Below are 13,658 nucleotides of genomic sequence, written 5' to 3' on the forward strand. Positions count from 1 at the left end.
CCTTATTTGTTTTGAATACTACGTTCGGCTTGAGTGCTAAGTTGGGTCTGGATGCGCTGACGGAGTGATTTCTTATCAATCTTGCCGACAGGTGTAACGGGCAAGGTGTCGATCATCTCGAAGCGGTCCGGCAGTTTGAATTCAGCAATACCCTGATTACGAAGATATTTTCTTAACGTGATAGCTTTCAGCGAGGGATCGCTGACCACCAGAAAAGCACAGCTCTTTTCGCCCATAATCGGATCGGGCATGGACACCAGCGCGGCATGGAGAATGCCGTCATGCTTGAGCAGTAGGTTTTCGATCTCTTCCGCGGCAATCTTTTCACCACCGCGGTTAATCTGATCTTTTTCCCGCCCGACCACGCGCAGATAGCCATCTTCGGTCATCTGCACCACATCGCCCGAGTGGTAGAAGCCTTCGCTGTCGAAGGCGCGGGCGTTGTGTTCCGGACTGCGGTAATAGCCACGGAAGGTATACGGACCGCGCGTCGCCAGCAGTCCCGCTTCGCCTCTCGGCACCGGATTGCCGTCGATATCCAGCACTTTCACTTCATCGTCTGGGCTCATCGGATAGCCTTGCGTGGTGAAAGTGTGCTCGTCGCTGTCGTCCAGTCGGGTGTAGTTCACCAGCCCTTCCGCCATGCCGAGCACCTGCTGTAGCTGGCAGCCCAATACCGCCGGAATACGACGTGCAACGGTTTCACTCAGCTTCGCCCCGCCCACCTGCAAGATTTTCAGGCTACGCAGCGCGCCACCAAACTGTTCGGCCGCCTGGATCCACAGCGCGGCAGCGGGCGGCACCAGCGAGGTCATATCGATCTGATGGCGTTCGATCAGCGGGAAGCAGGTCATCGCTCCCGGATCCGGAGCCAGCACGACACGTCCACCGGCGTAGAACACGCCAAGCGAACCGGGCGAACTTAACGGGAAGTTATGCGGCGCGGGCAACGCGCACAGATAGCGGGTGTGTGGCGTCAGCTCACAGATTTCCACGCTGCGGCGCACGCTGTAGTAATAATCATCATGGGTGCGAGGAATCAGCTTTGGCGTGCCGGTACTGCCGCCAGAAAGCTGGAAGAAAGCCACCTGCCCCGACGCAGAAGGCTGATACTGGCTGGTCGACGCGTACGGTTGCAGCCAGTCCGTCAGACTGTGCCCCAGCGGGCTGTCGCCGAGCATCACCACCGTTTGCAGGCGGGGAACCTGCGTCTGTAGCCGATCCAGAAATTCACCGTTGCCAAACAGCGAATGTTCAGCCGAGGCGATCAGTAAGCGTGGTTCAATCTGCGTGGCGTACGACAACAGCTCCAGCTTGTTATGGCTGAACAGCGCGTTAACCGGCGCGACGCCCATTTTCAGCAACGCAAAAAAGGTCAGGTAGAACTCGGCCACATTTGGTAACTGCACCAGCGCGGTGTCGCCACAGCGCAGGCCGCTTTCCGTCAGGCGTGATGCCAGTGCGGAAGACTGTCGATCCAGCTCCCGATAGCTCCACTGGCGCTCGCCGCACACTACCGCAACGGCATCAGGTTGCGTCGCCAGATGACGTTCCCAGGCATCCGTGAGCGGCAGGCCAACCCAGTACCCCTTGTCGCGATAACGCTGTGCCAGTTCCTCTGGCCAGGGCGTAAATTCAATGCTCATAGTCCATCCACACCTGAGTTAAGCCCAAACGCATTCAGCATCGTGTTTAATTTAGCGGCGGTTTCAGCCCATTCGTCCTCGGGGACGGACGCCTCAACAATGCCCGCACCAGCAAACAGGCGGACTTTGTTGTGTTTGATGGTGCCGCAGCGAATCGCTATCGCCCATTCACCATCGCCGTTGGCATCACACCAGCCGACGATGCCGCTGAATACGCCGCGATCGTGCGGCTCCAGTTCGGCAATCAGCTGACGCGCTTCCTGCGTGGGGAAGCCGCACAGTGCGGGGGTAGGATGGAGCTGGCAGGCGACCTGAAGCGCCGTCATCTCCGGGTTCGCCAGTTCACCGCGGATAGCGGTAGACAGGTGCCACATGGAGGCGGTATGCATCAACGAAGGGGCCGATGGAATGGTTAACGACGAGCATAGCGGCATCAGGCGTTGGCGGATGTCATCCACCACCAGCTTATGCTCGTGCTTGTCTTTACCCGATTTCAGCAGGCGCTGGCTGTTCAGGTAATCCAGATGTTCATCGTTCATTCGTCGCGCCGATCCCGCCAGCGGATTAGAGACAATGACGTTCCCCTGCTTACGCAGCAGCAGTTCCGGGCTTGCACCCAGCAAGACCGAACCATCCGGCAGCGGCAGTGAGAAGTGGTATCCACCGGCGTTCTGCACCATCAGGTTATTGAGGATCGTTTGCGCCTTAACGGGGCTCGTTAGCTCAATGTCCAGAATACGTGACAGCACCGCTTTGCTCAGTTCACCACGGCGGAAGCGCTCAACGGCCTCTGCCACGATGGACTTGAACTGACATTCGTCCGGGACGCTGTTTAACGTTAACGCGGTAGGTCCCGCCGCCGTGTGCTTACGGGCACGGCTGACGAGTTCAGATTTCGTCGTAACGGTATAACTATCAGGGATATAGAGACAAGATGGTTGCGTGGTATCAAAGGGAATCGCCCCCACAACAATAGGCAGCGACTGCCCTGCCTGACGCGCTCGCTGGAATGCCTGCGCGATTGCAGGGCTCAGCCCGTCATCGTGCGAGCCCGAAACACAAACAGGGGAAGAAATACGTTCAAATAAGCCGGAAGTAAACAGGCTTCGGTGTTCCGATGCATATAAAAAAGCGGTCTGTTCCGAATAGGTTAGCCCGCTAGATGCTTCAGTTTCTGTAATCAGTGTATCCACAAGATAGCTCCTGCGCTCGCAAATTAAATATCAATGATTATCAAAATCATTATCATTTATATCAAGCGCAGTTAAATTACACTGAAGTAACGTGTTCGGTCAATCCTTCCACAGAAAGGTTATTCACGCCCAGTAATTAGGGGTTAAATTGATGTTAATCAATTTTTTTGTACATATTTCATAATGGTTAATCGTTAGCGAAGGGAATGTATTGATTATAAAACCCACATCACAGATGATAATGAAAATACTTATCATTCATTGTCATGGAAATTAAGCTGCGCTAGACTGTGCAGATATCTTACTAACTGTGTCTAAATGTGAGCCTGTCATGGATGAAAGCATGTACCGCCCGCGCACCCGATCCGTTGTGCATCTGGCGTTGCTCATCAACATGCTTTCCCTCGGTAGCCTGATGATGGTGATGCCGTTAGGCCCCGATTTCGTCAGCGCCCTGTCGATGGATGCCAAGAACATCGGCTACATTAGCGGCGGTGCAACGTTTGCCTCTGCCATTGTCGGCTTCCTCGCCGCGCCCTATCTGGATAGATTTAACCGTAAACATGCTCTGATCGTGCTGCTGACGCTACGCTTTGGCCTGACGGCCGCTTGTATGTTTTCCACCAGCCAAACCGATCTTTTGCTGCTGTTTATTCTGGCGGGCTGCGTTGCCGGGCCGGCATCCGGTGTCTTGATGGCTGCGGTTGTCGATATTGTGCCGGCCAACGAGCGCGGCAAACAGTTGGCGTATGTCGGCATGAGCTTTTCGCTCGCGGCGATTGTCATCATGCCGCTGTCACTGGAGTTAGCTCACCGTATTAACTGGCAAGCGCCGTTTTATATTTTCGGCGTCGGCGGCCTGCTGTTGGTGTTGTTGGTGCTGTGGTGCTTTCCGTCAATGCCGCCGACGCATCGGGTTCAGCAAGGTCATTCCCCTACTACAGCATCCACGTCGGTATTACATGACCTGCTGGCATCCCCCCTTTTCCTGCTGGGACTGACGGTAATCTCATTGCAAATGTTCGGTCATTTCCTGCTGATTCCCCACTTTTCCAACTACTTTCAGTTCAATCTGGCCTTCCCGCGTGATGATATTTCCCTGCTCTATCTCTGCGGTGGACTGGCCAGCATGGTGACCATGCAACTGTGCGGCAATCTGTTGGATCGCGGCTATGCCAGCCGGACGATTGTCGTCACGACGCTGCTGCTGGCCGTTGTCATTCTCTGCGGTTTCGTTTTGCCTTTTTCACTTTCCCTGTATCTGGTGTTCACCCTGTTCATGGCGCTCAGCGCAGCCCGCTCCAGCAGCACGCTGGCGATTACCGCAGGCATTCCACTGCCACATCAGCGCGCCGCGTTCATGTCCTATCAGGGAACCGCGGCCAACGTGGCGTCTGGGCTTGCCAGCGTCGCGTCTGCCGCTTATCTGAGCACTTCTACCGAGGGAAAAATTGACGGTTTCTCACAGCTTGCTATCGCCAGCGCCGTATTTGCGCTGGTCGCCATGCTGCTGACCCTGCGCCTGATTCCGCAGTTGGCTGAACGCAGCCGAAAGATAGCTCAACGCCAATCCGCGCAGGCTTTAGAGCAATGAATGAACCGATCGATTCACACAATGAGCACTCGATTCACACCGCGAGTGGGTCGGCAAGATAGGTAATACAACACGTTATTTACGGGGATATTTTTTCCACTCTTTGATGGGGTCTTTGACATGCAGCTAAAACCAGAAAGTCGTTTTTCACATCATCATTTCCCACACAGCAAGGTGTATCGCGCCCTGCTGGTGACGGGGTTACTGGCACTGCCTGCACTCGCACAGGCGGAAAACGCAGCAGATGAAAAAATCGTTGTAACAGCAACACAGACGAAACACACCACGCTAAGCGCCCCCGCCAGCGTTTCTGTCATCACCCGCGCCGAGCTGGAAAAGATGTCGGTGAATAACGTTACCGACGCGGTGAAAAAGCTGCCGGGCATTAACATCAATCCCTCTACCAGCTATGGCCGTAACGAAATCAAGATCCGTGGCATGCGGGCAGACTACACGCTGCTGCTGGTGAATGGTCGTCGGGTTAACTCCCAAGAATCACTCGCAACTGATATGGGGAATGATTTCGATCTGAGTTCCATTCCTATGTCGGCGATTGAACGTATTGAAGTGATTCGTGGCCCGATGTCTTCACTGTACGGTGCCGATGCGCTGGGCGGTGTGGTAAACGTGATTCTGCGCCAGCCGGGGGAGAAAGTTGCTGGTGAGATCGGCTATAACTTTCAGGCACCCACCGAAGGTTCCGGCGGCGACCATAATCGCCTAAATGGCTATATCAGCGGGCCACTGGTGGAAAATACGCTGCTGGGCAGCTTGATTGTCGATGGCGGTAAACGTGATGCGTGGCGTACCGAGCAATCGAAAAACCGCAACTCCGATGCCATAGAAAAACGCGATAACTACAGCGTGTTAGGCAACCTGACCTGGTTGATCGATTCTCAGCAGAGCCTGGATTTTGATGCGACTTATACCAAAGATGACCGTTTCGTCGATTGGAATAACTATGGTGCAACCGCCCATAATACTCAAAAAATAGATCGCCTTGGTATGGGTCTCACGCATAACGGTAGCTGGGACAGTGTCGATACGCGGTTACGTTATTACTACGAAAAAATCGATTTAATGGACAATTCTGAACTCAATAAAGGCATAGCCGATATTACTCAGAATAATCAGACGGTTGACGGCCAAGTGTCTGGTTACCTAGGTGACCATTTGCTGACTGGCGGCGGTGAATACCGCATCACATCGCTGGAACACAGCATGAACCTGAAAAATGGCAAAGTGAACGTTAATCAGAGCGCCCTCTTCCTGCAAGATGAGTTCAAACTCGCTGATTTAGCCCTCACGTTTGGTGGTCGCGTCGACCATCATGAGGTCTATGGCACCGAATTCAGTCCACGCGCTTACGCCACTTATAGTTTAACTGACAACTGGGTCATCAAAGGCGGCGTGAATAAAGCGTTTAAAGCCCCAACCCTCGCTCAATTTACCCCCGGCTATATGAAAGCAGCATGTCGCGGATTCTGCTATCTCGTCGGTAACCCTGATCTGAAGGCTGAAACCTCCATCAGCTATGAACTGGGTACTGCCTATGAGGCAGAACATTTCGGTACAGGTATCACCCTGTTTAATAATGATATCAAGAATATGATCCAATCTGAGGCTTGGGATAAAGACAGAACTAGGGTAGCCAATCTTCCTTATTACAACGTGGATAAAGCGCGGGTTCAGGGAATTGAAACCTCATTTTGGGTCGATCTCACGGATGACCTAAACTGGACCACTAACTGGACTATCGTCGATGCCGAAGACCGCACCACCAAGAAGCGCCTGAAAAAAACCCCAAAAAATACAGTTAACACGCAGTTGAACTGGCAAGCACTAGATAATGTATCAACCTATATTGCTTACCAATATACGGGGAACCAATATCTGCTTGACAAAGAGTCCACCAAGACTCGCGGTTTCAATACCGTGGATATCGGTGCCACTTATACACCGGTTAAAAACGTAGATCTAAAACTGGGCGTCACTAACCTGACCAACGAAAAACGGGACTATGTTGCCACTGACAACGACTACTTCCTGTCTGGACGTACGGTGTACGGCGGCGTGAGCTATAAGTTCTAATGCCGATACGTTCTGATCAATAACGTTCTAAGCCCGCTAACGCGGGCTTGAGGTGGCTGACAAAGTCTGTTGAGCGGGAGTAACGGATAGATCGTAAAGACGCTGTAAATACATCCCTGTACGCTCGGATTGCGCCATCCTTGGCGCAAACGCTTTACTCTTCTATTCCGTTACTCCCGTTTTCGTTCAGAAAATAGGTTTGTCAACAGTCTGAAGCCCGCTAACGCGGGCTTTTTTAGCAGCAGAGAAAGGTGGTGACGTCGTACTCTCTTAACAGATACGCGCCTTTAAAACGGCGTCCGGCATAAAACATTGGCGTCAGATCGGTCAGCAGTTCCAGCTCGAATTCGCGTTTGGTGATATCCAGCGCCACCAGCCTGGCATCCAGAAAATCGAAATAGTGCCTGACCTGCGGGTAAAGCGCCTTAAACAGGCTCTCCTTCGCCGAAAAGCTGATCGTCAGCAAACAGCTAAATGCCTCATCTCGCTCCTGAAACCACTGGAACTCTTCATCGCCAATGATGCCGGGCCACAGCGATTGCGCACGCTCGTCGGACATCAATCCTTCGATATCCACACCCACGCACGATAGCGCATTGCTACGTAAATGGGCGGCGCAGAGTACGCTGTCTTTGTTATGGCTCAGTGAACCGGCAATATTTCCCGGCCACTGTGGCGAGCGGTCTTCCCCGCTATGCAGAACAAAATCAGGGTGTTCTAGCTTGTTCAACACGTGTTTGGCGACACAGCGCCCGGCCAGAAATTCAGCGCGGCGTTTCGGCACCGCACGCTCTAGCGCGTCGGAAAAAGGAATGTTCGCCTCGGCAAAAAGCGCGTCGTCGTAGGCAGATAAGTGGAAATGGCAGCGAGCAGTAATACCTGGATAAGCGACACCGTCCGTTGCCCGTGGAAACGTAATCCATTCAACATCATCAATAAAAGCAGAAAGCATGTTGCTCCACTCTGGCAAGCCTATCGCGCCCGCATTCGGTAAATGCTGCATAAGTCACGCTTAAACCCTGGGAAATGCGGGGACTTAAACGAACAATGGGCGACTTTCGCCGCCCATCATCTCGCTACTGCAAGAATGCCTGGTTACATTTACAGGGTCAGGAAGAACCCTGCGATGCAGGCGCTCATCAGGTTAGAAAGCGTACCTGCCGCAACCGCTTTCAAACCCAAGCGGGCAATATCCTGACGCCGAGTCGGTGCCATACTGCCCAAACCTCCAATAAGGATAGCAATAGACGAAAGGTTAGCAAAGCCGCACAGCGCGAACGAAATCACCGCTTTGGTATGATCCGACAGAACCTGCAAGCCCGCAGCGGCAACCACATCATCTGCCTTCAGGTACTCGCTGAAATTCATGTAAGCGACGAACTCGTTGACGATCAGTTTTTGCCCAATGAACGAGCCCGCAACCGTTGCTTCATGCCACGGTACACCGATCAAGAAAGCAACGGGCGAGAACACCCACCCCAGAATCAGTTGCAGCGACAGTTGAGGATAATCAAACCAGCCACCGATGCCGCCCAGAATGCCGTTAAGAAGAGCAATCAACGCGACAAAAGCCAGCAGCATCGCCCCCACATTCAGCGCCAACTGCATACCGGACGCCGCGCCACTTGCCGCGGCATCAATGACGTTAGCTGGGCGATCGTCTTCATCGACAAAGCCAACCATCTCGTCATGGTCGTGCGTTTTCTCCGTTTCCGGCACCATCAGTTTGGCAAATAGCAATCCACCCGGTGCCGCCATGAAGGAGGCCGCAATCAGGTAGTCCAGCGGCACCCCCATCTGGGCATAACCCGCCATCACCGATCCCGCAATGGAAGCCAATCCACCACACATCACCGCAAACAGCTCAGAACGCGTCATGTTGGCGATATAGGGACGAACCACCAGCGGCGCTTCCGTTTGGCCGACAAAGATGTTGGCTGTTGCAGAGAGCGATTCAGTACGGGAGGTTCCCAACAGTTTCTGCAAGCCGCCGCCTAATAAACGGATGACCCACTGCATCACACCCATGTAATACAGTACCGCCACAAGGGAAGAGAAAAAGACGATGATCGGTAAGACACGGAATGCGAAAACAAACCCACCACCGCCAAAGATTTCGAACATTTTGTCGGAAACCAGACCGCCAAAAATGAATGAAACCCCTTGGTTTCCGTAGGCGATAACGTTTGCTACACCGCCCGTCAACCCTTCCAGAATTTTGCGTCCTACTGGCACATACAACACCAGCGCACCGATACCAATCTGAAGAATGAAAGCACCCACTACGGTGCGCAATCTGATCGCTTTACGATTACTGGACAACATAACCGCGAACAAAATCAGAACAAGCATGCCGATGAGACTCATAACGAGTTGCATGTGCAGTTCCCTATAACGCGTGAAAAAAGTGAAAACAGAATAAAAATCGTTTCGCCAGAACGGTAAGTACGCCCTGGCGAGCCGATTATAAAGAGTGGCCCGAAAAGGTCGCTAATTTATGTCACAAATACACACAACATCGAACAGTCCAAAACACTGAAAAGTGATCTGAATCACAATTTAATGGATGATATATGAAATCGGAATGACTGTTCTGTCTGCTGTTGCACAGAAATAAGAGAAAAGCGAAAGCAAACAGGCTCCCGCTTTAGGGGAAGAGTTTCAGCATAACGGTAACGTTGTTATGTCGGAGTGAGCCTTCCAAATAGCCTGAACGAATTCTGCCACAGCGCCTCAGCAATCTCTTCAGGTGGTTCTGCACGTAGCTCACACAGCGTTTGAAACGCGCACGAAATACGCTCAGGTCGGTTGGGCTGTCCCTGATAGCCACTCATCGGCATATCGGGCGCGTCAGTTTCCAGTAGCAGCCTATCTAACGGTAGCCGCGCGATCGCCTGACGCGTTTTGTTCGCTCTGTCATAGGTAATGGTTCCCCCCACGCCGATGTAATAGCCCAGCCGGATAAAGGCCTGCGCCTGCGCCAGGCTGCCTGCAAACCCATGAACGACGCCAGTACGCGGCACGTCGATACGGCGGAGCCATTGCGCCAGTCTATCGTGACTGCGTCGCGAGTGCAGGATCGTCGGGAGATCGTATTTTTTCGCCAGCCGAAGCTGAGCCTCAAGGAAGGTAAGCTGCCGCTCAAACTGCGGTTCCGGCATGTAGAGATCTAGCCCAATCTCCCCTACTGCCACCAGCGTCACAGGCCACTGGCGCAGCGCTTCTTCCAGACGGAGCAGGTCACTTTCTTGATGTTCAGCGATATAAAGCGGGTGAAGGCCCAGAGCGGCATAAAGTGGAGAGTAGGTGCGAGCAAGCGTCAACACGCGCTCAAAATGCTGAGAAGCCACAGCAGGAATAATGATGTGCTCAACCCCAGCGTCTTGCGCCAGACGTAAGCTTTCCGGTGCATCATCATAGAATAAGGGGAAATCGAAATGGCAGTGGGTATCGATAAAGCGGTGTCGTTCAGAAAGCACGTTGCTTCTCTCCGTCAAGATGAGGCCCGTCAAGATGAGGCGACCTAATCTACACCCAAGTAATATCCTGCCAAAGCCTCATGGCAGAATCGGACTTGTCGTTGCGATGAAGCCTCAGTGTAGCGTGGTTTTCTCTGAGGATACCTCTTCGTGCGCTTTTCCGTAACCCTCTTGCAATACGCCGGACAGGTAATCGTTACTCCCTTCCAGCCAGGCACAGTCGCTGTCAAACCAATCGGCACACAGCGCCAGGAAATTCCCTTTCCACTGTTTCCATTTACCAACAACGATATCGCTATTCATCATCACCCTCCTGATAAACTGTCGAAATGCAGCAAATACGCGGGTCGTATTAGTAAAAGATTTGTATCAGTAAAAGAAAGATAGTGTGCCGATAAAAATAGTGTGCCGGTAAAATATGACAGCCGCGTGGCGCGGCTGTGTGCTCTGTATGACATTTCTTTCTATGGAGAAAGAATGAAGGAATGTGTGGCGCTATGGCCGTTTCCGACCCGTGAACAAGCTAACCAGAAACAGAATAATACCGACCACAAAGACGATTTTCGCCGCACCCGCTGCTGTACCGGCCAAACCGCCGAAACCCAGTGCTGCCGCAATCAGTGCGATAACTAAAAATATAATGCCCCAACGAAACATACGCTCTCCTTACCAGACAAAAATGAAAAATAATCATGGTGGTCATCCTGACGCGCGTCTTGCGTCCTGACTGCGTATCCACAGAGGGTGTTTGTTATGCGGATTAGGTAGGGTTATCCGCCATTACGGATAACCCTGTACGGTATAGCGATGATTATTTCACTGTCAGGTCGTTCTTGACGCTTTTCACACCGTCGACGGCCTTCGCAATACTTTCAGCACGGTCGGACTGCGCTTTGTTATCCACTCCGCCGCTCAGTTGCACGACGCCAGCCTGCGTTTCGACTTTCACTTTACGGGACGGAACAATGTCATCTGCCAGCAGTTTGGCTTTAATCGTGCTGGTAATCACCGCATCATCGGCATAAGCGCCAACCGATTGTGATTGGACATCTTTCACCTGCAATTTGTCGCTAACGGACTGGACACCCTCAACCTGCGTAGCGATTTGCACCGCACGGGAACTCCGTTCCTGACTACCGACAAAGCCGCTCAGCGTGACGACGCCATTTGATGTTTCAACGGAAATGTCGCTGCTGGTAATCGATTTGTCTTCCAACAACGCACTCTTCACCTTGGCTGTGATCGCGCTGTCACTGACGTAGCCAGAGGCTTTATTGGCGGAGTTATCGATTTTTGTACCAGTGGTGTCCGCGATACGTTCTACCTTCTGCCCTAATGTTTCTTCCGCCATGGCACCGCCAGCCAGAATTGAACCCAGAGCAACGACGATCAGCGATTGTGTCAGTTTGGTCTTTTTCATCGATCTCTTCCTTCTTATGTTTTCTATAAACCCGAAATAGCCTACTTTGGGCCACGTTAACGCCCGCATAGTCATCAGCAAATCAAGGTGATAATGACATTATCAATACTCCGATGATTCTCTCTTCTTAAATAAAAAAATCAGTGCATTGAATTGCAAAGTCGAAACAAATCAAAATAATGAACCAACTTAAAGTGTACTAACAGTTGAACAAGCTAAAACAGTTAACACGCCGTTAACTATAGCCTACAGAATGGAAAATCACAGGGGAACAAGGGGATATGCACAGTAATTCAGATTTGTCTGTTACACCGAGGCGAGAAATCACAGCAGGGAAAAAATCAGACTAATATATTGTTTTCAATACATTTAAAAATAAAAACACCCGGCATTTTTAGCCTAAAGCCAAGCATAACCGGGTGATGATTATTTTAATAACATGGTCACTATTTAAACGCCGCAGCCTCGATGATTTTCATGAAACCGTAGAACCACCAATCCATGTCATTATAAAAATAAAAAAATTAATGCTCGCGCGTTTGGTGGAACGTCACTTCTGGATAGCGTTCCCGCGTCAGATTCAGGTTCACCATCGTCGGTGCCACATAGGCCAGATTATCACCGCCATCCAGCGCCAGATGCTGCTCGTTCTTACGCTTAAACTCTTCGAATTTCTTCACATCACTACACTCAACCCAGCGCGCGGTAGAAACGTTCACCGACTCGTAAATCGCCTCAACGTTGTATTCCGTTTTCAGACGGGCAACAACCACATCAAACTGCAGCACACCGACCGCACCCACGATAAGATCGTTGTTGGTCAATGGACGGAAGACCTGCACCGCACCTTCCTCAGACAGCTGTACCAGCCCTTTCAGCAGCTGTTTCTGCTTGAGCGGGTCGCGCAGGCGGATACGACGGAACAGTTCCGGCGCAAAGTTGGGGATACCGGTGAATTTCATGTCTTCACCCTGGGTAAACGTATCGCCAATCTGGATAGTACCGTGGTTGTGTAACCCGATGATATCGCCCGGGTAGGCTTCTTCAATATGGGAACGGTCACCCGCCATAAAGGTCAGCGCGTCTGATATCACCACGTCTTTGCCCGTACGCACCTGACGCAGCTTCATGCTTTTTTCATATCTCCCGGACACCACACGCATAAACGCCACGCGGTCACGGTGTTTCGGGTCCATATTGGCCTGAATCTTGAAGACAAAACCGGTGAATTTCTCTTCCGCCGCCGTTACTTCACGGGTATCCGTTTTACGCGGCATCGGTGCAGGAGCCCAAGCGACCAACCCATCCAGCATGTGATCGACACCAAAGTTACCCAGTGCCGTACCAAAGAAGACCGGCGTCAGCTCACCGGCCAGAAATGCGCCCAACTCAAATTCGTGCGATGCCCCTTGCACCAGTTCCAGCTCTTCACGCAGCTGTGCAGCCAGCTCTTCGCCAACGGCAGAATCCAGTTCTGGGTTATTCAGCCCTTTAACGATGCGTACTTCCTGAATCGTATGGCCTTTACCGGTCTGATACAGATAGGTTTCATCTTTATAGAGGTGATACACGCCTTTGAACAGTTTGCCGCAGCCAATCGGCCAGGTAATTGGCGCACAGGCAATCTTAAGCTCGCTCTCGACTTCATCCAGCACTTCCATCGGATCGCGGATGTCACGGTCAAGTTTGTTCATGAACGTCAGAATCGGCGTGTCGCGCAGCCGAGTGACTTCCATCAGCTTACGCGTACGATCTTCGACCCCTTTCGCGGCGTCGATCACCATCAGGCAGCAGTCCACCGCCGTCAGCGTACGATAGGTATCTTCGGAGAAGTCTTCGTGCCCTGGGGTATCCAGCAGGTTAACCAGACATTCGCGGTAGGGAAACTGCATCACAGACGTGGTGATGGAGATACCACGCTGTTTTTCCATCTCCATCCAGTCGGATTTCGCATGCTGGTTGGAACCACGCCCTTTTACCGTACCGGCAGTCTGGATCGCCTGTCCGAACAGCAGGACCTTTTCAGTAATCGTGGTTTTACCGGCATCGGGGTGAGAAATGATAGCGAACGTTCTTCTTTTGGAGACTTCGCGGGCGTATTCACTTGGAGACATGATTTTCAGGTTTCTTTTGTTAGCCACCCGGCGTCAGCATCAAGTCAACAACACACCGATGTCAGATCGTCAGGCAAAGCGGAAATAAACGGTAGCCGAGCATTTTCCCTGATTTAACGTG

The 13,658-nt window shown here is 52.1% G+C and carries 11 protein-coding genes; 2 read left to right on the plus strand and 9 right to left on the minus strand.

The features are described from left to right. Nucleotides 1-2: 2 nt before the first annotated feature. Nucleotides 3-1,646 (minus strand): (2,3-dihydroxybenzoyl)adenylate synthase, encoded by a 1,644-nt coding sequence (locus tag DMB82_RS02635; RefSeq protein WP_116164400.1) that lies wholly within the window; start codon nt 1,644-1,646, stop codon nt 3-5. Then, entirely contained in the window at nt 1,643-2,839 is a 1,197-nt protein-coding gene (locus DMB82_RS02640; protein WP_116164398.1) for an isochorismate synthase, read from the minus strand. Before DMB82_RS02640 ends, DMB82_RS02635 begins: the two co-directional genes overlap by 4 nt. A gap of 343 nt (nt 2,840-3,182) precedes the next feature. On the opposite strand from DMB82_RS02640, the gene DMB82_RS02645 reads away from it, so the two are divergent. Together DMB82_RS02645 and DMB82_RS02650 are read left to right on the plus strand one after the other, a co-directional pair. Continuing rightward, nucleotides 3,183-4,433 carry an MFS transporter gene (locus DMB82_RS02645; protein ID WP_116156506.1) on the plus strand — a complete coding sequence of 417 codons (1,251 nt, stop codon included), beginning with the start codon at nt 3,183-3,185 and terminating at the stop codon, nt 4,431-4,433. A 120-nt stretch (nt 4,434-4,553) separates the two neighbouring features. Then, nucleotides 4,554-6,524, plus strand: a complete 1,971-nt coding sequence (locus DMB82_RS02650) for a TonB-dependent receptor domain-containing protein (protein ID WP_116164396.1) — start codon at nt 4,554-4,556, stop codon at nt 6,522-6,524. Nucleotides 6,525-6,759: 235 nt separating this feature from the next. Here the strand turns inward: DMB82_RS02650 and DMB82_RS02655 are convergent, their stop codons facing one another. The 7 genes from DMB82_RS02655 to prfC all read right to left on the minus strand — a co-directional run bounded on the left by DMB82_RS02655 (nt 6,760) and on the right by prfC (nt 13,537). Beyond that, nucleotides 6,760-7,476, minus strand: coding sequence for a 4'-phosphopantetheinyl transferase family protein (locus DMB82_RS02655; RefSeq protein ID WP_116156606.1), 717 nt, complete (start codon nt 7,474-7,476; stop codon nt 6,760-6,762). A gap of 149 nt (nt 7,477-7,625) precedes the next feature. Continuing rightward, the gene (locus DMB82_RS02660) at nt 7,626-8,903 is read right to left on the minus strand and encodes a NupC/NupG family nucleoside CNT transporter (RefSeq protein WP_102117191.1); all 1,278 of its coding nucleotides are present in this window, start codon (nt 8,901-8,903) and stop codon (nt 7,626-7,628) included. A 302-nt stretch (nt 8,904-9,205) separates the two neighbouring features. Beyond that, entirely contained in the window at nt 9,206-10,003 is a 798-nt protein-coding gene (locus DMB82_RS02665; protein ID WP_102117192.1) for a TatD family hydrolase, read from the minus strand. A gap of 114 nt (nt 10,004-10,117) precedes the next feature. Then, a complete protein-coding gene (locus DMB82_RS02670) occupies nt 10,118-10,306 on the minus strand; it encodes a CsbD family protein (RefSeq protein WP_102117193.1) in 189 nt (62 codons plus the stop codon). 192 nt (nt 10,307-10,498) lie between these two features. Next, on the minus strand, nt 10,499-10,660 hold the full coding sequence (locus DMB82_RS02675; protein ID WP_003019081.1) for a DUF1328 domain-containing protein: 162 nt from the start codon (nt 10,658-10,660) through the stop codon (nt 10,499-10,501). Between the two features lie 154 nt (nt 10,661-10,814). Beyond that, the gene (gene osmY / locus DMB82_RS02680) at nt 10,815-11,423 is read right to left on the minus strand and encodes a molecular chaperone OsmY (protein ID WP_116164394.1); all 609 of its coding nucleotides are present in this window, start codon (nt 11,421-11,423) and stop codon (nt 10,815-10,817) included. A gap of 524 nt (nt 11,424-11,947) precedes the next feature. Further along, nucleotides 11,948-13,537 (minus strand): peptide chain release factor 3, encoded by a 1,590-nt coding sequence (gene prfC, locus DMB82_RS02685; RefSeq protein ID WP_102117195.1) that lies wholly within the window; start codon nt 13,535-13,537, stop codon nt 11,948-11,950. Between the last annotated feature and the right edge of the window lie 121 nt (nt 13,538-13,658).

This window comes from Pectobacterium aquaticum (assembly GCF_003382565.3).
Taxonomy (GTDB): Bacteria; Pseudomonadota; Gammaproteobacteria; order Enterobacterales; family Enterobacteriaceae; genus Pectobacterium; species Pectobacterium aquaticum.